The 25,122-nt window shown below is 60.0% G+C and carries 15 protein-coding genes; 11 read left to right on the top strand and 4 right to left on the bottom strand.

The window, feature by feature from the left end:
• Window positions 1-32: 32 nt before the first annotated feature.
• From PLH32_00620 to PLH32_00650, 7 genes are all read left to right on the top strand, one after another.
• Window positions 33-1,142, top strand: coding sequence for a M20/M25/M40 family metallo-hydrolase (locus tag PLH32_00620; GenBank protein ID HQJ63090.1), 1,110 nt, complete (start codon window positions 33-35; stop codon window positions 1,140-1,142).
• Between the two features lie 7 nt (window positions 1,143-1,149).
• Window positions 1,150-1,992 carry a cyanophycinase gene (locus PLH32_00625; GenBank protein ID HQJ63091.1) on the top strand — a complete coding sequence of 281 codons (843 nt, stop codon included), beginning with the start codon at window positions 1,150-1,152 and terminating at the stop codon, window positions 1,990-1,992.
• A 9-nt stretch (window positions 1,993-2,001) separates the two neighbouring features.
• Entirely contained in the window at window positions 2,002-3,396 is a 1,395-nt protein-coding gene (locus tag PLH32_00630; protein HQJ63092.1) for a TIGR00366 family protein, read from the top strand.
• Window positions 3,397-3,481: 85 nt separating this feature from the next.
• A complete protein-coding gene (locus PLH32_00635; GenBank protein HQJ63093.1) occupies window positions 3,482-5,464 on the top strand; it encodes a FlgD immunoglobulin-like domain containing protein in 1,983 nt (660 codons plus the stop codon).
• Between the two features lie 96 nt (window positions 5,465-5,560).
• The gene (locus PLH32_00640; GenBank protein ID HQJ63094.1) at window positions 5,561-8,026 is read left to right on the top strand and encodes a TonB-dependent receptor; all 2,466 of its coding nucleotides are present in this window, start codon (window positions 5,561-5,563) and stop codon (window positions 8,024-8,026) included.
• 45 nt (window positions 8,027-8,071) lie between these two features.
• The gene (locus PLH32_00645; GenBank protein HQJ63095.1) at window positions 8,072-10,870 is read left to right on the top strand and encodes a hypothetical protein; all 2,799 of its coding nucleotides are present in this window, start codon (window positions 8,072-8,074) and stop codon (window positions 10,868-10,870) included.
• Window positions 10,871-10,880: 10 nt separating this feature from the next.
• Complete coding sequence (locus tag PLH32_00650; GenBank protein HQJ63096.1) at window positions 10,881-11,879, top strand: PorV/PorQ family protein; 999 nt, start codon at window positions 10,881-10,883, stop codon at window positions 11,877-11,879.
• Window positions 11,880-11,939: 60 nt separating this feature from the next.
• Here the strand turns inward: PLH32_00650 and PLH32_00655 are convergent, their stop codons facing one another.
• Genes PLH32_00655 through PLH32_00665 form a run of 3 tightly spaced genes read right to left on the bottom strand, consistent with a single transcriptional unit; the run spans window position 11,940 to window position 15,830 of the window.
• Window positions 11,940-13,610, bottom strand: a complete 1,671-nt coding sequence (locus tag PLH32_00655) for a DUF2817 domain-containing protein (protein ID HQJ63097.1) — start codon at window positions 13,608-13,610, stop codon at window positions 11,940-11,942.
• Window positions 13,611-13,617: 7 nt separating this feature from the next.
• Window positions 13,618-14,754 (bottom strand): o-succinylbenzoate synthase, encoded by a 1,137-nt coding sequence (gene menC / locus PLH32_00660; protein HQJ63098.1) that lies wholly within the window; start codon window positions 14,752-14,754, stop codon window positions 13,618-13,620.
• 38 nt (window positions 14,755-14,792) lie between these two features.
• Complete coding sequence (locus PLH32_00665) at window positions 14,793-15,830, bottom strand: glycosyl hydrolase (protein HQJ63099.1); 1,038 nt, start codon at window positions 15,828-15,830, stop codon at window positions 14,793-14,795.
• Window positions 15,831-16,071: 241 nt separating this feature from the next.
• Here PLH32_00665 and PLH32_00670 point away from each other — a divergent pair, with 241 nt between their 5' ends.
• Entirely contained in the window at window positions 16,072-17,304 is a 1,233-nt protein-coding gene (locus PLH32_00670) for a glycosyltransferase family 4 protein (GenBank protein HQJ63100.1), read from the top strand.
• A complete protein-coding gene (locus PLH32_00675) occupies window positions 17,301-18,938 on the top strand; it encodes a C69 family dipeptidase (GenBank protein HQJ63101.1) in 1,638 nt (545 codons plus the stop codon). Before PLH32_00670 ends, PLH32_00675 begins: the two co-directional genes overlap by 4 nt.
• Before the next feature lie 35 nt (window positions 18,939-18,973).
• On the opposite strand, the gene PLH32_00680 is transcribed toward PLH32_00675, so the two are convergent.
• Complete coding sequence (locus PLH32_00680) at window positions 18,974-20,761, bottom strand: class A beta-lactamase-related serine hydrolase (GenBank protein ID HQJ63102.1); 1,788 nt, start codon at window positions 20,759-20,761, stop codon at window positions 18,974-18,976.
• A 117-nt stretch (window positions 20,762-20,878) separates the two neighbouring features.
• On the opposite strand from PLH32_00680, the gene PLH32_00685 reads away from it, so the two are divergent.
• Window positions 20,879-24,514 carry a CotH kinase family protein gene (locus PLH32_00685; GenBank protein HQJ63103.1) on the top strand — a complete coding sequence of 1,212 codons (3,636 nt, stop codon included), beginning with the start codon at window positions 20,879-20,881 and terminating at the stop codon, window positions 24,512-24,514.
• Window positions 24,515-24,661: 147 nt separating this feature from the next.
• A complete protein-coding gene (locus tag PLH32_00690; protein ID HQJ63104.1) occupies window positions 24,662-25,081 on the top strand; it encodes a transcriptional repressor in 420 nt (139 codons plus the stop codon).
• Window positions 25,082-25,122: the final 41 nt, after the last annotated feature.

Consider the following 25,122-nt stretch of genomic DNA (forward strand, 5'->3'; position numbering starts at 1 on the left):
GGGTTCAATCCTTTGCATGGAATCTGATGCCCATGAACCAACAAAATCTGCTGGATCTTTTTCTGGAACTGGTCCGGATCGACGCCGTCTCCCTCCAGGAGCGCCCGGTCGCTGAATTCCTCCGGAAACGGCTTGCCGCCCGGGGCGTCGAGGTGCTCGAGGATGACGCGGCGCAAAAACTCAACGGCACCTGCGGCAACCTCATCATCCATCTGCCCGGCTCCCCCTCCGCCACGGAGCCTTTGCTCCTGCTCGCCCATATGGACACGGTCCATTCCACCGCCGGGGTCCAACCGGTCCTGAAAGAGGAGGTCCTCTGGTCGGATGGCACGACCATTCTCGGGGTGGATAACCGCGCCGGGTTAACCTTGCTCCTGGCCCTCATCGAGGAGCTACTCGAGCACAAGCCGCGCCACCGCAGTCTGGAGATCGTTTTCACGGTTGCCGAGGAGTTGGGAATGCTCGGGGCGATGGCCCTCGATTTTTCCCGGCTCAGGGCGCGCGAGGGTTTTGTCTTCGACTGCACCGCCCGGCCCGGGGGATATGTCGCCTCCACCCCCACCGCCTATGATTTTAAAATTGCCATCACCGGCAAACCTGCCCATTCAGCCGTCGCGCCGGAGACTGGCATCAACGCCCTTTCCATGGCGACCCATATCATGAGCGGATTTCCGGTGGGCCGGGTGAATGAACACTCCGTGGCTAACTTTGGCACCATTCATGGCGGCACAGCGGACAACGTCGTGCCCGACCAGGTGGCACTGACCGGTGAGTTCCGTTCCTTTCGCAATGAGGAAATCATCGCCTTGCGCGAGCGGCTGACCGCCCTGTGCCGGGAGGCCGAAATCCGCTGGGGCGGCCGCTGCGAACCTTCATTTCTCTTCAGCTTCCAGGGCTTTCAGTTCAGCACCGGCATGCCGCTCGTACAGCGCCTTCACCGCGCCTACCGTCAGGCCGGAGTGGCCCCTGAGCCCATGATCTATTACGGCGGCAGCGATGCCAACGTCTTCAACCAGCACGGAATCCAGATCATCAATGCCGGCATCGGTGCCCAGAATCCCCACTCCAGGGATGAGCATATCCGTCTAGCGGACCTGATGACCGGCTTTGAAATCCTGATGCACCTGATCGAAACGGAGTAAAACCGCAATGAAACGACACGTAGCCCTGCTGGCCCTGGTCCTGCTCGCCGGCACAGCCCCTGGCGGAGAAAAGCAGCACAAGGGGTATTTGATGATCATTGGCGGGGGTGACAAACCGATGGATGCCATGCAGGAATTCGTCAACCTCAGTCATGGCAAGCCGATCCTGATCATCACCTCGGCCAGCAGCGATCTCGAGTATGGCCAGTTCACCGCCGGCCAGCTCAAGGAATGCGGTGCGGTGAGGGTCGATCTCCGCCATATCGTCGCGCCGGAGGTCGCCAATTCGGACTCGATCGTCGCCCTCATCGGTGCCGCCGGCGGGGTCTTTTTCACCGGCGGGGACCAGGACCGGCTGATGAACCGCATCGGTCATACACGCACGGAGGAGGCCCTCGACCGGCTCTACTACGAACGCGGCGGGGTCATCGGCGGCACCAGCGCCGGTGCGGCGGCAATGAGCGAGGTGATGATCACCGGCAACGAGCTGGTCAACAAGGATTCGACCAACATCTTTCACTCGATCCAAGCCAAAAATGTCGAGACCAAGCGCGGCTTCGGCTTTGTTAAGAATGCGATCATCGACCAGCACTTTATGATGCGCAAACGTCACAACCGCCTCATCGGCGTGGTGCTCGAGCATCCCGAGCTGCCCGGGATCGGTATCGATGAGGAGGGTGCCATCCTGGTTTACCCCGATGGCCGTTTCCGCGTCTTCGGCCTGGATGCCGTGATCGTCTATGATGCCCGCAAGGCCAAAAACATCCGGGTCAGCGACCAGGGTTTGCTCGGGGGCCGGAATATCAAGGTCGACCTGCTCCTGCCGGGCGATGTGTACCGGATCCGGTAGGATGAGCCCATGGCAACGCAACCAAAATACACCTTCAATACCCTCTTTCTGATTTTCGCCATGGTTGTGGCGGTAGCAGCCCTGACCTGGATCGTCCCGGGCGGGGAGTACCAGCGCCACGAGGTGGGCGGCAAGACCCTGGTCATTGCCAACACCTTCACCCGGGTCGAGAGCCACCCGCAAGGGCTGATGGCGCTGCTCACCGCGCCGCTCAAGGGCTTCATCGAGGCCGCCAAGATCATCGGCTTTTGCTTCATCATCGGCGGCATCTTCACCATCATCCAGAATACCGGGGCGATCACCGCCGGCGTCAACTGGATGGCCTGGTATTTCAGCCACAAGCCGCATATGCAGAAATTCTTTATCCCCGCCACCATGACCCTCTTTTCAGTGGCGGGCACCACCTTCGGGATGTGCGAGGAGACGATGCTCTTTGTTCCGCTCTTCATGATGCTGGCGATCTCGCTGGGCTATGACTCCCTGGTGGGGACGGCGATTCCCTTTCTCGGCGCCGCGGCCGGATTCGCCGGGGCGGTCATCAATCCCTTCACCCTCGGCATCGCCCAGGAGATCGCGCAATTGTCGCCCCTTTCCGGTTGGGAATACCGCCTCTTCATCTGGTTCCTAAGCACCTTCTTCATGATCGCCTTTGTCATGCGCTATGCCCGGAAGGTCAAGGCCGATCCCGCCATCAGTCCGGTATATGAGATCGACCGTCAGCGCGGGCTGCACCCGGAGACGGCACCGCAGCACATCCGGATGGAGCGCCGGCATACCCTAGTCCTGCTGGCCTTCGCCCTGGCGCTGGCGATGCTGGTATTCGGGGTGATCCGCTTCGGTTGGGGCATCGTCGAGATGAGCGGGCTCTTTTTCGGTCTAGGCCTGGTCGCCGGCGTGCTCGGCCGGCTCTCCATCGGCGGGATTACTGAGGGGTTCAAGGCCGGTGCCAGGGATATGATGGGCGTCGCCCTGATCATCGCCTGCGCCCGTGCTATCCTGGTGGTCGCCAACGATGGCAAGATCCTCGATGTCATGCTCTATGCGCTGGGCGGCCTTATCTCGCATCTGCCGCGCGTGGTGGCGGCCCAGATGATGTTCGTCACCCAGGGCCTTATCAACTTTTTCGTTCACAGCGGCTCGGGACAAGCCGCCCTGACGATGCCGATCATGTCCCCCCTGGCGGACGTCATCGGCATCACCCGTCAGACCTCGGTGCTCGCCTTTGTCTTCGGCGAGGGCTGGATCAATCCGATCCTGCCCACCTCCGGGGTGACCATGGGCGTGCTCGGGCTGGCTGGCATCCCCTGGGAAAAATGGGCCCGGTGGCTGCTGCCTATCCAGATTTTCTTCTTCATTCTGGCGCTGCTGCTGCTGATACCGCCCGTCCTTTTACATTTTCAGTAAGCCCGGCCTCGGGCTGATCCCGTTCTCCGCCGCCTATTTGGACGACGGATTCGCGCTTTTCACTCATCCAACATTGGAGGTCGCCATGTCATCCCCTTCGCTACGAATCCTGCTGTGCGCGGTGCTGCTCCTGGGCTTTGCTGCAGCGAGCCACGCCGTGGTCAATCTCGAAAGCGGCAAGGTCGGCGTCCGCATCAGTGATGCCGGCAGCATCCGTTTTGTCGTCCCGAGCACTGCCGGCACACGTCAGATCGATCGCATCAACATCATCGCCGCTCTCAATGAAAAAGCGGTCTGCGATTACAACGAGGATCAGGACAAGCTGATCGCCGCCTATACCGTCTCCCCCGCCACCATTGCGGATTTCGAGGGCGGCGCCTTTTACGGCAATGTCGCCAGCAATCTGCCGCCCAACGTCAACTTTCGGCTGCATGTCTATGTCTGGAAAGATCAGCCCTACGCGATCGCCCGCTACACCGTGATCAATGACTCCTCGGAGATGGCCTCGCTCTATCTGGGCGTGGTCGGGGTGCCGCGCATCAATGGCAGCTACGGCGGCGAGACCGACAAATGGGATGCCGATCATCATATCGCCTACTGCTTTCGCGGCGCCGAAGCAGGTTACGCCGGCCTCCGTCTGCTCTCCCAGACGCCCTATTCGTACAAGGCCCTGGATTGGAACGTCTACTCGCCAGCCGATCCCAACAGCGACGCCGCCACTGATTCCACCCGCTACCATCAGACCGCCGATCCCGGCTTTGGCCCCGATGTAACCGCTGGAGCGGATGGCTCGATCTTCAGCCTCAATGCCGGCCCGGTCATCCTCGCACCCCACGATTCGGTAACGGTCTATTACGGCATTTTCTACGGTGCCAGCTATGGCGAGATGCTGGCAGCCGCCGATGCCGCGCAAGCCCAGTATTCGATCAAACTGGCCGCGAATACGGCCACAACCAATTTTGAAACGGGCAAAATCGGCTTCCGGTTGAGCAACGCCGGCAGTATTCGGCTTATCGTCCCAAACATGTCCGGTACGCGCCAGATAGAGCGGGTCAACATCATCGCCGCGCTCAACGAAAAAGCGGTGTGCGATTATAACGAAAACCACAATCCACTCGCGGGCACCGTCCATTTGACCGTTCCTACCAAATCGGACCTGGAGGGCTTTGTCCATTTTGACAGCCGGTATATCGACGAATCCGATCCGGTCGCCAAACCGCTACCGCCGAACATGTCCTTTGATGCCCACTCCTATGTCTGGATGGACCAGCCCTGGATGATCGTCGAGTATACGGTTACCAATGATTCCTCGGAGGCCGGAACCTTCTACCTCGGTGCTGTGGTGGTGCCGCGTATCAACGGCAACTATGGCGGAGAGAGCACCAAATACGACGCAGCCAGCCAGACCGCCTATTGTTATCGTGAGGGTGAAGCCGGATACGCTGGCATCCGTCTGCTCTCGCATACCCCTTATTCCTACAAGACCCTGGACTGGGGCGTCTACTCACCGGAGGATCCCAATGCCGACGCCTCCACCGATTCGATCCGCTACCATCAGACCGCTGATCCCGGTTTCGACGCCGATCTTCTCGCCGGCGGCGACGGCTCCATCTACAGTCTTAATGCCGGTGCCTTTACGATACCCGCACATGGCTCGGTCAAGGTCGTCTACGGTGTGGTGTATGGCAATTCTTTCGCGGATATGGTAGCAGCGTCCAACGCGATGCAGGCCAAGTATCAAGCCGTTTTCACCACCGCAGTAGAGCTCAAGCCCGGCGAACAGCGCCCCGAGCGCTACGCCCTGAGCCAGAACTGGCCCAATCCATTCAATCCCGCCACCGCGATCCGCTTCGAGCTGCTGGAGCGCGCCGAAGTCCGCCTGGCGATCTATAACCTCAAAGGCCAGGTGGTCCGCACGGTTGCCGCCGGGATCTATCCCGCCGGTCCGCATCAGGTGATCTGGGATGGACGGGATGCCACCGGAGCGAACGCAGCGGCCGGCGTCTATCTCTATCGGCTGACAGCAGGCCAGCAGACCTGGACCAAAAAGATGACCCTGGTACGGTAACCTTCGGCAGGGGACAGAATCACAGAAAAGACCGGGACTTGGCTATCGCGAAGTCCCGGCAACCTTTTCTTCAGTCGAACCGATGAGGTTGTCCCAATGAACAAAATTTGGATCTCTCTTCTCCTGCTCGTCCCCGCCCTGCTCTATGCCGGCGTCACCGGCAAGGTGGCCGGGATTATCACCGATGCGCAAACCGGTGACCCCCTCCCCGGGGCCAACATTCAGGTCGCCGGCACCAGCTTGGGCGCGGTCTCGGACATGCAGGGCCGATACATCATCCTCAATGTTCCCCCCGGTGTGGCCTCGGTCAAGATCAGTTATGTCGGTTATGAGAGCCAGCTCGTCACCAATGTGCGCATTATGATTGATCTGACCACTGCCCTCTCCGTCAAGCTGAAACCCTCGGCCGTGCAGATGAGGGAGGTGGTCATCGTCGCCGACAAACCGATGATCCAGAAAGATCTCACCAGCTCCGGAGCGACGATGCGCCGCGAGGAGATCGAAAGCCTGCCGGTCAACCAGTTCTCCGACGTCCTCTCCCTGCAGGCCGGCGTCACCTCCCTGGATGGTTCGCTGCACTTGCGCGGCGGCCGCTCCAACGAGGTGGGCTTTATGATCGACGGTATGTATGTGCAGGACCCCCTGCTCGGCCGCATGATCACCCAAATCAACAACGACGCCATCCAGGAATTGAACCTGCTCAGCGGCACCTATAACGCCGAATATGGCAACGCCCTCAGCGGCATTGTCAATATCGTCACCCGCGACGGCGGGGATAACTATTCGGGCAACCTCGAATACCGCTCCAGCCAGTTCGGGATCGGCCGCTACAACGCACTGGAGGAAAACCGCTTTAACGGCAGCCTCGGCGGCCCCCTTTTTTCCAAAAAAATCAAATACTTTATTACCGGCGAACAGAGCCACAAGGGCAGCTACCTTCCCTTCGGGTACAATCTCGATAAAACCCTTTTCGGCAAGCTCTCCTACCAGCTGATGCCGAAAATGAAATTCACTCTGAGCAACCGCGCAACCAGCTCGCGTTACCAGCGCTACAGCCATTCCTATAAATATATCCCGGAGCAGTATCTGCGTTACCGCACCCGCACCAACCAGACCCTGCTGATGGTCAATCATAGCCTTAAGGCCAATCTCTTCTATGACATGCGCCTCTCCTTCCTCAATGAAAAATATTATTCAGGCATCGATAAAGATACCTCCAACTATCTCAGCGCCACCGAAGCCGAATACCTTCCCTGGGCGGGAGATGGCTACGAGTTTTACGCCAAGTCTGATTATCCTGAAATGTTCGACAACCACAACAAAACGGCCGATTTCAAGACCGATATGGTCTGGCAGGCCAACAAGATCAATGAGGTCAAATTCGGGGTACAATACCGCAAGCACTGGCTCAAGCTCTTCTACGTCTACGATCCCAAACGCAATTTTCCTTACCTCAACGATTATAATATAAAGCCCTTCGAAGCGGCTGGCTATATCCAGGACAAGATCGAATTTCCTTACCTGATCATCAACCTGGGGCTGCGCTACGATTACTTCAACGCCAATGCCACATTCCGGGAGAACCCGCTCTCGCAGGACAAGCTGGTGACGGTCAAGGCGCGCACCCAGATCAGTCCCCGCCTTGGCATCGCCCATCCAGTCTCCGACCGCACCAAGATCCATTTCGCCTACGGTCACTTTTTCCAGAATCCGGAGTACCAGTATCTCTTCGAGAACCGCCAGTATGACTTGAACGTGCGCGAACCCCTTTTCGGACAGGCCAACCTCGATGCCCAAAAGACCGTCGCCTACGAGGTCGGCATCTCGCACCAGTTTTCCGATCGCCTGGCGGCCCATCTCACCGCCCATTACAAGGACATCACCGATTACATCGGCACCAAGTACTACGAGGCCTATGCCGGCAATACCGGCCGTTTTGTCGGCTACACGGTCTATGTCAACGAGGATTATGCCAACGACAAGGGCTTTGAGATCAATGTCGAGATGCGCCAGGGTCGATATTTTGGCGGCGGCCTGAGCTATACCTATTCGATTGCCAAAGGCAGTGCCTCCTCCGAGGCTGAGCAATACCCCGGCACCGAAGAAAGCACCAAGCTCTATTATCTGGATTGGGATCAGCGACATAATCTCAGCATGCAGGCCTATTTCCGGATTCCCAACGAGGAGGGGCCGGTATTTTTTAGCCGCCATTTGTTCGCCAGGACCGATTACAGCCTGATCCTGCGCGCGGCCTCCGGATTTCCCTACACCCCGAGCGGCCGTGATATCGGCTTTGTCGACAAGAATTCGCTGCGACGGCCCGGCACCTATACCATCGATCTGGAGGTGGGCAAGGAGTTTACGGTCGGCCGCGGGTTCGGTCTGAGGGCGTTCGTTGAATGCCTGAACCTCACCAACCATCGCAACATCCTCTATGTCTATGGCGATACCGGCAGCCCCGATTTCACCCTGGTGGGCGGCCATTCGACCGAGTATATGCGCGATCCCTCCAATTATGGCCCGCCGCGAAGCATCCGTCTGGGATTGGGCCTGAAGCGCTAACAAGAACGGCTGTTGAACCAGCCTGGCAAAAACGGATGGAGTATGATGAAACGAATCGTTTACCTTGCCCTGGCGCTGGGATTCCTCTCCAGCCTGGCGCTGGGCCAGCATACCGGCAAAGATAGAGAACGGGAAGAACAGACCCGCCTGGAGAAACCCGCGGGCGTCGTGGACCGCGCGGGAGGCACCCATAACGCCAGCAACATCGGCCTTTTCTTCGAAAACCGCGGCAAGCTCTATCCCCGGCGCCTCACTCAGGGCCCCTCGGGCGAGTTTCCCATCGGCTCGGGAAAGAACTATATCTACCGTATCAATCCGATGATCGGCATCCCCGGAAATATCGTCCAGGGGCGCTATACGACCGACGAGGAGTGGGAGGCGGTCGGCGGCTACCACAACCCCGCATTCACCAGGATCGCCTTCAGCGACAACCCGCTCTCCTGGAATCCGGTTCTCGGCTGGCCGGTTAAAGACTCCGCCGGCAATCCTGTTATCAAATCGGACCAGGACAGCTATTGCGTCTATGATGACAAGAACAACACGGTCGCCCCCCTGGGACTCGAGGTTCACCAGACCGGCTACACCTTCGGCGTCAAGTTCGCCCAGAACCTGATTTTTTTCAAATTCGAAGTACTCAACAAGGGACCCCGGGACCTCGACAGTCTCTTTTTCGACATGTACTGCGACATCGATATCGGCGACGTCAGCGGCGGCTTGCCGGAGTATGAAGACGACAAACTCGATTTCGACAAGGCCAACAATTTCATCTACTTCTACGACGATGGTTTTTCGGGCGAGTGGCCCGGCGGCATCACCGGCTATTTCGGGGTGGCCTTCCTGCGCACCCCGAAGGTCAACGGGGTTGAGTTGGGTGTCACCGACATGCATTACAATCTCTACAACGATGACCGCGACGACGACAGCCTGCAGTATGCCATCTTTTCGAGCAATCCTGGCCTCATCCGGCCCCAATCCCTCGTGCCCTTCTATTTCCATCAAGGCAACAACCCGACCCGGCATTTTGACGATCCAGCCACTATTCCGGCCTCAGGGCTCGATCTGACCAGTAATATGGCCTCCGGTCCCTATCATCTCGGCCGCGGCGATACCCTCACCTTCTATACGGCCATCATCGCAGGCAACAACAAGGAGGAGCTCTACTCCTACCTCAAGTCGGCCCAAAAGATCCTTGCCTATAATTTCGATATTGCCAAACCGCCGGCGACGCCGACCCTGAACGCCCACGCCGGCGACGGCTATGTGACCCTCTATTGGGATGACGCCGCCGAGCACTCCCTCGATAATTACTCCGGCGAATACGACTTTGAAGGCTATCGCATCTACCGCAGCGTCGACAAGGGCCTCCATTGGGATCAACTGAATCGCAACGTCGATCCCAGCGTTGGCGTCAATCCGGTGCCCATCGCCAGCTATGACCGGATCAACAACATCGGCCTGGATCTCGGGCTGCAGCACAGTTTTACCGACACCACGGTGACCAACGGCTACACCTACTGGTATACCATCACCGCCTATGATCGCGGCGATGCCTCCGTGGAGAGCCTGGAAAGTCCCAAGGGAAATTCACCGGATGCGCTCAATACGGTGGAGGTCACGCCCGTCTCCGCGGCCTCGAACCGCACCCCGGTCTCCGCCTACCCCGTCGAACATAGCGGCGGCAAATCCAACTATCGGCTCAACGTCATGCCGGTGGATGCGGATTCGCTCGGAGAACGCTCCTACAAGCTCAAGTTCAGTTACCAGCAGCAGACCACCTTCGGAACCCTCAAGACCAAAATCACCCCGATCATCAGCGACTCCAACTACGCCAGCGGAACCCACATCGGTGTCGAGTTCGCCGCGCCCAATTCGCTGCATCTGATCGATCTCGCGACCGGAGATTATATCGGTTCTGATCCGCGCAGTTACCGCTCCGGTATTACCTATTCGATCAACAAGGGTTTGAAGCTCAAGATCGAGGATCCCGATCCGGCCGCAGCGGCCCAGTATCTCCCCAAGGCGGGTGATTATCTCTCCCTCTTCTTCTGCGTTCAAGCCATTCGCAACGACGGCAAGGTGGTCACCCCACCGCAGCCGCTCTACTACGCAAAGGCTTACGCCACCAGGGATGGAGTCATCTTCAGCCTCGCTCCCCCTGAGCATATCCAGAGCGTCTCCCGAATCGGCGGCACCGATCCGCTCGATATCACCTTCTCAGTGAATGACGCCGCCGCCGTAGTGACGGCAAGCTATCAGATTGCCACCACTGTCAAGGGTATGAATCCCGATGGAACGGGATTCATCTCCCTGCTGATCACCCGGAGCGGCAAAGAGGTCACCGTGGACTCTTTGCAGAATGGTGATACCTTCGATTTTGACGGCCTCACCGGCAAAGTCTCTTTCCCAGCGAAGAACCCTCCCGGCCCGGGCAACCTCTTCGCCCTCGAAACGGTCGTCCCCCTTCTGCCCTCACTCAAGGACAACTATGCCTTCCGAATCAAGGGGGCGAGCCTCACTACCGCACCGGTCCGCAGCGATCTCGAGCGGATCCGCGTCGTGCCCAATCCCTATCTCGTGGCTTCGCTTTACGAACCCGAATACGGCGAGCTGCGCAAGGAGCCGCTGCGCCAGATCCAGTTCATCAACCTGCCCGGGCAGTGCAGCATCTATATTTACAGCGTGGCGGGCGACCGCGTCAAGACCATCGAGCACCAGGCGCCGAATGGCACCGAGGTCTGGGATTTGCGCGCGGAGGGCGGACGCGAAATCGCTCCCGGTATCTATCTCTATATCGTCAAGACTGCCGGGGCGCAATACAAGAACACCTTTGCCGTGATCAAGTAGGGAGGGCAGAATGAAGACGATCAAACGATGGATCCCGGTGGCCCTCCTGGCGGTGCAAACGTCGGCTTGGGGGCAGAATCCCAACCTTGGCACCAGCGGGGCGCAGTTCCTCAAGATTCCAGTTAGCGCCCGCGCTGCGGCGATGGGCAGCGCCTACGTTGCCATCTGCAACGACGCCACCTCGACTTTCTGGAATCCGGCGGGCATCACCCGCGTGAAAACCCATGCCGCCCATTTTTCTCATACCCGCTGGCTCGATACCTTCGATTTCAACGCTGCATCGTATGTATATCACGGCGGCGCCTTCGGATCCCTGGCCGCCAGCGTCACCATGCTCGGCGTCGACCAGATGGAGATCACCAATGAGGCCGAACCCAACGGTACAGGCGAATTCTTCGATGCCCAAGATGTCGCCGTGGCCTTGAGCTATGGCCGCGAGCTGACCGACCGTTTCCGCATCGGCCTGACCGGACGGTTCATTCAGCAGCGCATCTGGAACGAAAGCGCAAAAGGACTGGCCTTCGATGTCGGCACTCAGTACCAGCTGCCCTTCCGCAACCTCACCCTCGCCATGTGTATGAGCAATTTCGGCGGAGATATGAAGTACAGCGGGGCCGACCTCGGTGTCAAATGGGACGGGGATGATCATCTTCCCAACCGGCTGGTGCCCACCCAACTCGAGACCGAAACCTTCGCCCTGCCCCTCAACTTCGCCTTCGGCATCAGTATGGACCTTTTCCACAGCCGCTACACCAGGGGCATCGTCGCCCTGGATGCCGTCCACCCCAACGACAACAAGGAACGCATCCACCTCGGCGCCGAAATCACCTTCTTTGACCGCCTCGCCCTGCGCGGCGGCTACAAGATCAACATGAATGAGGAACTCTGGAACGTCGGTTTCGGTGTGAACGCTTTCTCCCTCGGCATCCCGCTGAGCCTCGACTACAGCTACTCCGCCTATGATCTCCTCCCCGACGTCCATCGCTTCTCATTCGGACTCTCCTTTTAACCATAAAAAAAGGGTGGGCTCTTCAGCCCACCCTTTTTCTTTCCAACATCCGCCCGAATGCTAGCGCGGCCAGCTGCACCAGGGCACCAGCGGCAGCTCCTGTCCGGTGACTACGCGATAGATCGCGTAAAAACTGCCGGCTTCCGGGGTCAGGTGATACTTCCAGTAGCGGATCAGGCCGTAATCCGACTGCGGCTCGAGCAGACAGGGCAGCAGCTGCGCCGCGGGCTGGCGGCAGGAGATGTAAAAATCCCCTTTTTTGCAGAGAATCGGCAAGGAACGAGCCTCCACCTCGAGGCTTTCCGGCGCGACATAATCAAACCGGGAGGGGGTCACCTCGAGCACCCGATAGGCTTCGACATTCATCTCGGCGTCGTGTGTGAAAATTTGTATCGCGATGTCATGCAGGCACAGCGTGGCGATCACCTCTTCGCATTCAGCCGGGACCACATAGCCGAGCGGCGCGGCGACGCTCAGCGTCGGCACCACCAGGGGATACCACTCCTTCTCGACCCGTTCCCCCACCGGCTGTACGCCGGTGTTCTCCCCGGATTCCAAATCGCTCTCCGACACCCTCTCCCCTGCCTTTTTGTCCACCTTGAGCACCCGCTCGTTCCGTTTCGCCTCGCGATACTCGAGCAACCGCAGCTCGGGCTGGGCCGGATCGCGCTGGTACGCCATCTTTAAATGAACCTTGCCGAAGGTGCCATCCCCCGCCAGCAGCTGCTGGCGCAGGGTGCGTACCTTGGCAGCCATCTCAGGCCCATGGTCCGCGATCGTTTTGATGAAGGCCTCGATGGCGCGGCCCTGGTAGCGGGTGCGTGCGGCTAGGGTGGCTAGATCATGCCGCGAAGCCCCCTCCTGAATGAATGAGAAAGTCTGATAGATCCCCAGGCTGTTGCGGCCGTCGTTGAGATCCGAGGTGCTGCGGCGTGTGATCTGCGGCCAGCGCGCCAGCTCCTCCCGGGTGAAATCAGCCCCGGAGGCGTCGCTCGGCATGTTCTCCGAAGTGACCAGATACTCATGGAAAGGAATTTTCTCACGAACCAGCGCCTCCTCTACACCCGCGAGGATGACCTGGCGCGAATAGGACTCGATGGCGGGATCGATGTTGACATTGGAGACGCAGCCCATGGTGACCTGGTAGTAATCGTCGCCGCGCTCGTGCACATCGAGGGTCACCTCGGGCATCCAGGCGCGGAAGACGCGGTGAATCGCCTGAACGCTCTCGCTCTCCATCTTGATATGGTCACGGTTCAGATCCAGGCCGAGCTCATTGACGCGGCGGTCCTGGTGGTTGCCCCAGGGATTGGCCTGCGGCACGATGAGCACGTTGGCCTTTTGCAGCAGCGGCTGCAGGCTGCCCAGCGTCAGATCGCGGAGAAGCGCCAGCACCGCCTCCTTGCCCGACTGCTCGCTGCCATGCTGCGAGGCGGTGATCAGAATCGTGATCCGGGAGCGGTCGAGCTGCTCCGGCCGGCTGACCCCCGTGGCGGTGACGACACACAGCAGCAGGCTTTGCGCCGGATACGATTCCGCCGGCCGGGTCTTGCCGATCTCCTGCACCTGCACCATCCTGGTCCGGGCGGTCAAGGTGCTGAGAAATTCCAGGATGTCACCATGCTGGGAGTAACGGGAGTAGCCGTTCGCCTCCCCCGGAGTGAGCAATTTCTGCGAAAATCCCGCTGCAGTCGAGATGAGCAGGGCGGCGGTGAGTAAAATCCGTTTCATCATGGCGTCATCCCTTGCGTTCGTAAAGCCTTTCCTGATGGATGGTATAACGGGCGAGTCGCCCGGCCGGGATCTCCACACCGATGCCGGCGCCTGGGGGAATCGCGATATAGCCCTCGGCGTCGAGCACCACCGGTGGATCGGCGATGTCCTCATGAAAATAGCGGCTGGTCTCCGAGGTGTCGCCCGGCAGGACGAAACCCGGGGCGGTCTGGAGGTGGATATTGACCGCGCGGCCGATGCCGGTCTCGTCCATACCCCCCGACCAGACCGGAATAGAGCGACTGGCAGCCAGCTCCGCCATGCGCAACGACTCGATCAAGCCGCCAACCCGCCCCTGTTTGATATTGATGATCCGGCAGGCCCCGAGCTCGATGGCGGTTTCCGCATCCGCGACACTGTGGATCGATTCATCGAGGCAGAGGGGAGTCTCGAGCTGCCGCTGCAGCAGGGCGTGCTGATAGATATCCGAATAGGAGAGGGGCTGCTCGATCATCATCAGTCCGAAGGCATCGAGCTCGCGCAGCCGCGCCGCGTCCGCCAGGGTGTAATCCCCGTTGGCGTCGGCCATGAGTTGGATCTCTGGAAAGCGCTTGCGCACGGCCGCGACCCATTCGATATCCTGGCCCTTTTGTATTTTCATTTTGATGCGGTGATAGTTTTTGGCCACCGCCTCCTCAACCGCCTGCAGCAGCTGCGCATGGCTCTCCTGCAGCCCGAGACTGATGCCTGAGTGAATTTTTTGCGCCGGCAACCCGAGGAAGGCGCGCAGCGGCAGACCCTGCTGCTTGGCGAGCAGGTCGATCACCGCGTTTTCGAGGGTGGCTTTGGCCATCTCGTTACCGCGAATCTTGTGCAGCTTTACGCTAAGATCGCCAAGGGTCATGCCCGGCTCGAGCAGGGGCAGCAGAAAGGTCTGGATGATGTAGCGGCAGGAGGCGGTGGTCTCCGGGGCGTAAAAGGGATCGGGATCGGCGACGCATTCCCCCCAGCCGGTGAAATCGCCGGCCTCCACTTTGAGCACCAGCGCCTCCTTGCAGGACCAGGCGTACGAGCTGATGGCGAAGGGCTGGATGAAGGGCAGCCGCACCGTCAGCAGGTCGATGCGGTCGATGGGCCCAATGGAGGTCTGGAGAAAGTTCATAAATGCCCCGGATGTCAGGTTCGCTGCGGGCCGGCCGGTTATCGATACATCGCCGGCAAATCCTTTTCAAAAAGGGTGAAGGGATTCTGATAAAAGAGGACGAAATCCGCCGCGCTGACCTGTCCCTTGTAGGGCGCCCAATATTGTGAGGTGCCGGCATTGCGCCAGACCAGGGCCCATGCGGTCTTTTTCGCCTGGTCGTTATACTGGACCGCCGCAAGAAGATACTGGGTCCACCAGTCGCTGATCGGAACATTCTGGATGCCAACCTCGGTGAGGGCGGCGATCTTGCCGCGCGCCTCCGCCAGCGATGCGACCGTGGCCAAAGCTTTGCCGAGATGGCTGACATGGGATTTGTCGGTCAGCAGATAATAGTCCATGCCGAAGATATCGACCCAGTCATCGCCGGGGTAGCGCGCCAGATAATCGGATTCGCTGCCGATCTCCTGCGGCGAAATACAGTAGAGCAGGTTATGCAGCCCCTTGCTATCGCGCAGGTATTGCACCGTCATTTTCCACAAGGCGCCATACTCGGCAGGTGTGCAGGCGGAGGAGCCCCACCAGGGCCAGGAGTGATTATGCTCGTGATAGGGGCGCAGGATCAAAGGGATGGAGGCGCCATCCGACCCCTTGAGGTCTCCGAGAAAGGCGGCGATCTGGTCGAGGGTTTTCAGGTAGGCCGCATGATGAGACTGGCCCGGCAGAATAAATTTCACGGCCGGTGAATTGTCCCAGGCATTGCCGCCGCTCACCGGATTGTCGAGGTGCATGCTGAGGGTATTGATACCACCGCGGTCATAGACCTGCTTGATCCAGATCTTCATGGCATCAAAATAGACGCCGTCGAGGTTTTTCACGTTCTGGATATCGCCAAGATCCCAGCCATACACGGCAGGATAATCGCCGCAGACCTCCTTGACATCGGAGCGGCCGTACTCCGCCCACCAGCCGACGCCGTAGGCGAGATCATCCTGGTGGCCGAAGAGCAGGTTAGTCTGGGCCAGCGTCTTGAGATTCTTGAAGAGGGCGACGGTCTCGGCAGTGGCCATAGAGTCCACCAGGATCGTATTTTTCACAACCGGTTTCTCCTCCGGCCCGGCCGGGGATTTCTTGCTGCCGCAGGCCGAGGTGAGAGTAAAAGCCAGGAGTATCACCAGGGTAAATTGAAATCGACTGTAACGCATGATGGGACCTTTCTGCTTGTTTCACCAATATAGCATCTTGAGAGGCTTAAAATCAAGGAGAATTCAGTTGAAAAATTGGCCTCGCTTCGCTAACTTGTCTAAACTAATCACGCGGAGTCCACGTCCTGATCGCATGAATATTCTCTATATCACCCAGTATTTTCCGCCCGAGGTCGGCGCCACCCAGAACCGCGCCTTTGAAATGGCCACCAACCTGGTCCGCCTCGGCCACCAGGTCACTATCCTGACCGAATTCCCCAACCACCCTCGCGGCATCATTCCGCCCGAGTACCATCGCCGCTGGTATGTCAAGGACGAGCTCGAGGGCATCCGGGTGATCCGCGTCTGGGTCTTTGCCCGGCCGGTCAAGACCTTCTTCACCCGCATGGCTTTTTATCTGACTTTCATGATGAATGCTGCTCTGGTCGGCACCCTGGTGCGCGGACCCTATGATCTGGTCTATGCCACCTCACCCCCCTATTTCGTAGGCGTCACTGGACTGTGGCTCAGCCTGGTGAAGCGGGCACGCTTCGTCTTCGAGGTGCGCGATCTCTGGGTCAAGTCCGCTGCCGAACTCGGCGAGGTCAGCAACCCACGCGTGCTGAAAATGGCAGGTTGGCTCGACCAGCTCTACTACCGCAAAGCGCGGCGCATCATCGCCGTCACCCGCGGTATCTATGACGACCTGGCCGCCCGGGGCCTTGCCGCCAAACTGCACCTGATCTATAACGGCACCAATTGCGAACAGCTCTACGACTGCGGCGACGGTAAACGCCGGGAACGGGGATGGGAGGACAAGTTCGTGGTGATGTATGCCGGGGTTCTCGGCATCGCGCAGGGACTGGAGGAGATCTGCCGGGTGATCGAGGATTTCAAGGGGGATCCCGGGCTTCTCTTTGTCTTTGTCGGCGAAGGCCCTCTGAAGCACCGGCTCCACAACCTGCAGGAGCGCCGCGGCTTGACCAACCTGATCTTGCTGGGCGAGGTGCCGCGCGAGGAGATCGCCGCCTGGCTTTCGGCCGCCGATTGCTGTCTGGTGCCTCTCAAGAAGCGCGAGACCTTTCTCGGAGCGCTCCCTTCCAAAATGTTCGACATCATGGCCTGCAGCCGTCCTCTCCTCCTCAGCGTCGACGGCGAGGCGCGCGCGCTGGTGGAGAAGATCGGCGCCGGCTTGTATGTCGAGCCGGAAAATGACGCCGCATTGCGCCAGGCCATCCTGACCCTCAAGGCCGATCCCGCCCTGGGCAGGAGGATGGGGGCAGCCGGCCGGAGTTTCGTCGAACATAACTTCTCCCGCCGCCAGGCGGCCCTGGAGCTGGAAAAGGTGCTCCAGGCGGTGATGAACGAATCAAGGAGATCCGCATGAAAATCAGCCCATGGCTGCTTTGTGCCGCCCTGCTCCTCGGCACCGCACTTCCCTCCCGTCCCTGCACCATCATCGCTGCTGGCAGAAAGGCCACGGCGGACGGCTCGGTCCTTCTCAGCCACACCGATGCCGGCCCCGATTCGCGGATCCGCGTCGTTCCCACGATGAGCTACCCGGCCGGCGCTCTCGCCCCCGTCTATTGGGGTATCCAGGATCCCGCACAGCCGCTGGATCATCCCGCCGAGATCCTCGGCTACATCCCCCAGGTCCGCCAGACCTTCGGCTACGTACGCTCCGCCTATTCGCACATCAATACGCATCAGGTCGGCATCGCCGAAAGCACGACCAGCCAACGGCCGGAGCTGGCCAACGAAAAGGGCAAATGCGAACAGATCATGACCATCGAAATGGCGCAGATCTTCGCCCTCGAACGCTGCCGCAGCGCCCGCGAGGCGGTCCGTCTCATCGGCGACCTGATGACGACCTGGGGCTTTCTCTGCTCCTCAGGCGACGGCAGCGAGACCCTTGCCATCGGCGACACCGCTGAAGTCTGGATTTTCGAAGTCTTCGGCGTCGGGCCGGCATGGACCAAAGCAAGCGGCAAGCCCGGCGCCATCTGGGCGGCCGAGCGCCTCGGCGATGACCAGGCCACCATGGTCCCTAACTGGAGCATCATCAAGGAGATCGATCCGGACGATCCGCAGCGCTTTATGATGTCCAGCAATTACTTGAGCGCCGCGATCGAGCATGGCTGGTACGACCCCGCCGCCGGACGACCCTTCATCTGGCAGGAGGCCTACGCCCCGCTGCCCCAGGAGTACGCCACCGGCCGCTTCTGGCTCTTCTACAGCACCTTCATGCCCCACCTTTACCCCTGGCCGGACCGTTCCATGGGAAGCGATCCCTTCAAGAACATCAATCCCTACATGCAATACGTCGAACCACTCTCTATTTATCCCTTCTCCGCCAAGCCTGAGCACAAGATCTCCGTCCGCAACGTCATCGCCTTCCAGCGCTCGGTCTTCGAGGGGACCATCTACGACATGACCAACGATCCCAACTGGCTGGTGCCCGACGGCAAGGGCGGTTATAACAAGAGCCCACTGGCCACGCCTTTCCCAGGCCGAGAGCTGCGCGCCCTTCTCCGGCTGACCAACCGCCGTCCGGTGGCCCGCCACCGCGGCCATTATGGCATGGTCCTGCAACTGCGCAGCTGGCTTCCGGATCCGGTCGGCGGACTCTACTGGGTCTATCTCGACAACCCCTACTTCAGCCCTTATGTGCCGATCTATGCCGGAGTCACGGCCACGGCCGGCTGCTACCAGCTCTACGATCCGCAGAAGTACAGCGACGCCTCGGCGCGTTGGACCATCGATATGGTCGACAATCTCGCGGGTCTCTGTTTTCAGCGAGCCATTGAGGATGTACGCGCCGTGCGGGATCCCTGGGAGGCAGCGAACTTTGCACGGCAGGATTCGATCGAGACCGCTGCGATTCAGCTGTACGCTAAAAGCCCGAAAAAAGCGGCCGAGTTTTTGACGCGTTACTGCGTTGATCTGCAGGAGCAGATCCCGGCGATGTATATCAACTTGCGCAACACCCTGATCAGCCAATACACCAATGACCGGGAATAGGACTCATCCGTGGCCACTGCAACGCGGCTAAAGGCTCATGGATGCGAGGCGAGCGAACTCGACTCGAGCCAGCGCTGAAAGCGGTGAAAAATGACGCAACTGTGGCACTCCGTCGCTGGTTCTAGGATCACCCGCTTGCCCTTCGCCGGCTGTGCTCGTATGCTGCCGTTAGGCGCTTCCTGCCACGCGAGGTGATTCTCTTTAAGCAGCGCCTTGAAGGCCGCATGCTCTCCGGCGAGATGATCGGTATAGACCGAGCGCAGAAGGTGATGCTTATCCGCCTTGAGCCAGGGGATCAGCTCTTCGGTCAGGGCATAAAAGGCATCGAAGAGATAGACCTCGCTGATCTCCTTTTGCAGCCCGCCACGGCTGACGGCATAGATGGCCGGCCGGTAGCCACCGCTGTGTGCGCTGACGATCACCCTCCCCAACCGCGCCTCTCCCGGAATGCGTCTCTCGGCGCGCAATACCGAGAGGATCTCCTCCACCATCCGCTTGAATCCTCCTTCGTCCTCCATCTTGCCGCCGCCGGAGTCCTGCGCATGCCACGGTCCCTGCGCGAGCACCAGGATGGCGTTCTTGTGCGAGGCGGCCAGCTGCTGCGGCAAGCGGAACTGTTCGAGCACGCCGAGGTCATCGTTGTTCCAGCCATGAAAATGGACAATCAGATCCACGGCTCCCTGGTGCGGCTCAAAGCCTTCGGGGATGACGATCACCGCACTGCTGTCGACGTAATGGGGATCGCGCGGGAAAAAGTTCTCCTGGTAATGCCAGCCTTCCTGGCGCGAGGGATGGGGATAGGGCGCGTTGCGCAGAAAAACCCGCGCCCACTCGCCTCCGGGAAAGGCGTTCCAGTCGACGCTGGTGGCAAAGGGGCGCTCCATCCCCTGATCGCCGGTGAAGTGGTTCCAGGCCAGCCGCGCCGCCCGGGCGACGGCCAGGTTAGCCTGGTTGTCGGCGCTGTCGCGGCGGTCGAGCGCCTGTTCGGTGAAGGCGGCGATAGCGAAATCGGCCTCGTCCGAGAGCACCAGGCCGACATCATTGGAGACGCCGGTGACCCCGCCGGTCTTGTGCGCCACTACCAGGTTGTGCGCTGTTTCGAAGGGCAGTAAGCGCGGGATGGCGGAATCGTAGAACTGCTCCTGCAGGATCCCGATCATCTGCCGGCTCGAGAGGGAATCGGCTAGCTCTCCATGGTAGAGTTTCTCCAGCAGGAGTACCATGTCGGCCGGCGTTGAGACTCCGACGCCGTAACGGATCGATTCGGAGGAGTCGGTCTTGGTCGCATAAGCCATCAGCCGGTTCATCAGGCGGGTGTTTTTGAGGCCAAGCGCGGCCATGCGGTCGTTGACCGTCGCCAGTTTTTCCGCATGCGACCGGCCCAGGGCATCGATCACCAGATTGGTGGCGCTGTTGTCCGAGACTACGATCATCAGCAGCATGGCATCGCAGAGGCGCACCTCCGCGCCCGGGGCGAAAAATTGCAGCAACCCCGATCCCCCCCGGCGCTCCTCCGGAGCCAGCATGACCTTTTGCAGGGGGTCGATGCGTCCGGCCGCAACCTGATAAAAATACTCCACCATTACCGGCAGCTTGATCACGCTGGCGGTGGGAAACTTGTCCTCTGCCTTCCAGGCGATCACCTCGCCGGTGCGCAGGTTCTTCGCCATAAAGCCGAAACGCCCAGAAAAGGATTTCTCCAGAGCGCGCAGCGATTGTGTTACTTCCTCCGTTTGGGCGCCTGCCACCACAGCCTCTTGCGCGCGCAGAGTGCCGAAGGAGGCGAGCAGAAAAAGCATCCCGATCATCACAATCTTTCGCATGGCTGTATTCTCCACAAGTGAGCCTTCCATCCCCTTCTTCCCCGCTAAATTACTATAGTAATCGAAAAAAGAAAAGCATATATTGTAAGGTCGGATATTTAAAAGGATATCTCTCTCATGAATCCCGATTATTGTCGCTGCGCCGCCGCCCGGCGCTTCCTTCTCGTGCTGCTGGTATCGCTTTCCGGCGCCGCCCTTCCCCAATCTCTGCGCATCAACGAGGTCATGTCCTCCAACAGCGCCTTCCTCGCTGACGAGGATGGCGAGTTCTCGGACTGGCTGGAACTATACAACCCCGGCGAAACCGCTGTCCGGCTGGCCGATTGGGGCCTGAGCGACAAGGTCAGCAATCCCGGCAAATGGCGCTTTCCCGATCTCGCCATCCAACCTAAAAGCTGGATGCTGATTTTCGCCGACAGCAAGGACCGCAAGGCGGCGGTTCCGCATTGGGAAACCGTTGTCCGCAAGGGGCAGATCTGGCGCTACCACCTCGGCGCTGCTTCCGTGCCGGCCGCCTGGATTCAGCCGGGATTTGACGACAGCGGCTGGCCGCAGGGCGCCAGCGGCATCGGCTTTGGCGATGGCGACGACGCCACGACCCTCACTGCCAGCGCCTACTCGGTGTATGGGCGCATCGCCTTTTCGATCGCCGACTCGGCGGCTGTCCTCGCCATGGTGCTCGACATGGATTATGATGACGGTTTTGTCGCCTGGCTCAATGGGGTGGAGATCGCCCGCGCCGGCCTTGGCCCGGCCGGAACCCAGCCCGCCTGGAATCTCGTCGCCGCCGACCATGAGGCAGGGATGTATCGTAATCTCCCGCCAGAGCGGTTCCCGATCGCCAACTTCAGCCGCCTGCTCCGCTCCGGCCGTAACATCCTGGCCGTGGAGGTGCACAATTCATCAACTTCCTCCACCGATCTCTCGATGATCCCTTTTTTGTCCCTGGGATACGCTACCGCGCCGGCCGGCAGCGTCGGCAGCGATCCAAGGCTGGTCCTGACGCCGACGCACCTCCACTCCAATTTCGCGATCTCCGCCTCGGGTGAGAGTGTACTGCTCAGCGATCCCAGCGGCGCCGTGGTCGACAGCATTACCATCCCCTCGCTGGCGCCGGACATTTCCTGGGCCCGGATTCCCGACGGCGGCGCACGCTGGATCTTTTGCAGCCAGCCCACGCCGGAGGGGCAAAATTCTGCTGCGGTGGTGGCCGAGAAAGCCGCCGCCGTCATGTTCTCCAAGCCGGCCGGTTTTTACCCGCAGCCCTTCACGATAACCCTGACATGCGCCACCCCGGGTGCGACGATCCGCTATTCACGGGACGGCTCCGAGCCCGATTCTCTATCACTGATCTGCAGCGGCAGCCTCGGGATCGGCCGCACCACGGTCATCCGGGCGCGCGCCTTCGCTCCCGGCCTTGACCCCAGCCCGATCACGACGGCGACTTACATCCTCGGCCAGCCGCCGGCGCCGCTGCCGGTGATCTCGCTCACCACCGACCCTTATAATCTCTGGGACCAGGAGTATGGCATCTACGTCCTCGGCACCAGCTATACCAACGAAGATCCCTATTTCGGCGCTAATTTCTGGGAGGATTGGGAACGGCCGGTCCATATCGAATTTTTCGAACCGGGCGGCGCTCTCGGCTTCAGCCAGGACGCCGGGGTTAAAATTTTCGGCGCCTGGAGCCGCGCCCGGCCGCAAAAATCCCTGGCCCTTTTCGCCCGGCAGAGCTATGGCAATAAAGAATTCCACTACCGCCTCTTCCCTGATCTGCCCTTCGAGAACTATCACTCCTTCATCCTGCGCAATGCCGGCAACGACTGGGACCGCACCTTCTTCGCCGACGCGCTCATTCATTCCCGGCTAAAGGGGATCGACCTCGAGCGCCAGGCCTACCGCCCCTGCACCGTCTACCTCAACGGCGACTATTGGGGCATTCTCAACATGCGCGAAAAAATCAATGAGGACTACCTGGCCCAACATCACAACGTCGATCCAGAAAAGATCGATGAACTGGAAATGGATGGTTCGGTCATCGAGGGAACCAACGACCATTATATCGTTCTGCGAGATTTCATCGCCAGCAAGGATCTCGCCAACCCCCAGAATTACGCCTGGGTGCAAAGCCAGATGGAGGTCGACAATTTCATTACCTACGAGGCGGTGCAAATCTATGTCGACAACCGCGACTGGCCCGGCAACAACATCAAGTACTGGCGGCCCCAGACGGACGAGGGACGCTGGCGCTGGATCCTTTACGATACCGAGTGGGGCTTCGGCATCAATGCCTATGCTTCCGGCAATGCCTATGCCTACAACACCCTCGCCTTCGCCACCAGCCCGACCCAGACGCCCGGCCTGCACGGCAATCCCCCCTGGTCGACCCTGCTGCTGCGCCGGCTTTTACTGAATCCAGACTTCAAGGCCGCCTTCATCAACCGCTTCGCCGACCTTATGAACGGCGCCTATCGCGAGGCCCCGACCGCCGCCCATATCGATTCCCTGGAAAAGCTGCTCGCTGCCGACATGCAGCGCCACTACGAGAAGTGGCGACAGCCCGTCCCCTGGATCTCCTCTTATCTGTGGTGGAATTCCTTCGATCAATGGCACGAGTATGTCCGGGTGTTGCGCAGCTTCGCCCTCAACCGTCCGGGATACATGCGCACCCATCTCATGCAAAAGTTCGGCATCCAGAAGACCGTCACCTTGAAGCTCGAATGCGCGCCCGCCGGCGTCGGCGAGGTGGTGCTCAACGAGTTCCTTCCGGTTCGCGCCACGCCCTGGAGCGGCACCTATTTCTCCGGCATCCCGGTCAAGCTGACCGCCAGACCGGGTTTCGGTTACAGCTTCGCCGGCTGGGAGGGCGATAGGGTCTCCGCCGAATCCACGATTCAGGTGGCCATGGCGCAATCGATGACCCTGAAGGCCCGCTTCGTCGCCCGCCAGGACAGCACCGCCCATGTGGTCATCAACGAGATCAACTTCAAGTCGGCCGACTCCTACGACACCGAGGACTGGGTGGAACTCTACAACTATGGACTCCGTGAAGCGGCGATCGGCGGCTGGCATCTCAAGGACGATACCGACGATCACGATTTCGTCTTTCCAGCGGATACCCGGATCCCGGGCGGCGGCTTCCTGGTGGCCAGTCGGGACACTACCAAATTCCGCCGCTTTTATCCGCAGCCGTCCATCCGTCTTTTCGGCAACCTCTCCTATGGCCTGAGCAGCGGCGGCGACCAAGTGTGCCTTTTCGATGCCGACGGCGTTCTGGTCGATTCGGTGGCTTTCGGTATCACCGCCCCCTGGCCCGCGGCGCCCGCAGGACAGGGGCCGACTCTCGAACTCCGCAGTCCGGCCATGGACAATAGCCTCGCTGCCAGCTGGGTCGCCTCGACCGGCCATGGCACACCCGGCGCGCAGAACTCGGGCTACAATGCAGTCGAAACGCCGCACAACGGCCCCCTGCCCACGGAGATCGAGCTGGCGCAGAACTACCCGAATCCCTTCAACGCCGGCACTTCCATCGCCTTCACCCTGCCTGCGCCCGCCGAGGTCCGGCTGGAGATCTATTCGATCCAGGGGCGCTGCATTCGTAACCTGGCGACCGGGCGATTTGACGTCGGGCGGCATCAACTGGTATGGGATGGCCGCGATGACACCGGTTCATTGGCCGCGAGCGGTCTCTATTTCTGCCGCTTGCAGAGCGGAGATTTCAGGCAGGTGCGGCGCATGCTGCTTCTGCGCTGAGTCGTCCGCGGCCGCAGAGCTTGGCGCCCCAAGAATCTGGCTCCCACCCGGATTCCTCGGTCCGCCGCAACTATTTTGGCCTTTTCACTTGACAATCGCCGGGGATTTTGTTAAATTGATATTCGGAACGATTACTATAATGAGAATATGAACAAGAAGACCAACCCGAAACCTGCTCTCCGCAGCAGCCGGCAGCGTGAACGCCTGCTCGCCCTGCTGCAGGAAACCGAGATCCACCCCACGGCCGACTGGCTCTACGCCCGGCTCAAGCCCGAATTCCCCCACCTCAGCCTGGGGACGGTTTACCGCAATCTGACTATTCTCACTGAACAGGGGCTGGTGAAAAAGATCCACTCCGGCAGCACCTTCGACCGCTTTGAGGCGCGCGTGATGCCGCACTACCACCTCATCTGCAGGCGGTGCGACACCATCCAGGATCTGGAGATGCCGATCCTCAAAGAGATCAACGAGCGCGCCGGCCGGATAACCAATTTTCAGATCCAGGAACACCAGATCGATTTCTACGGCCTCTGCAGCAGCTGCCGGAGACAGAAACCCGTGCGCTGATATATTTTTTCCTTTTATAATAATAATCGATCTTATTACTA

The organism is bacterium (assembly GCA_035419245.1).
Lineage (GTDB): Bacteria > Zhuqueibacterota > Zhuqueibacteria > Residuimicrobiales > Residuimicrobiaceae > JAKPUX01.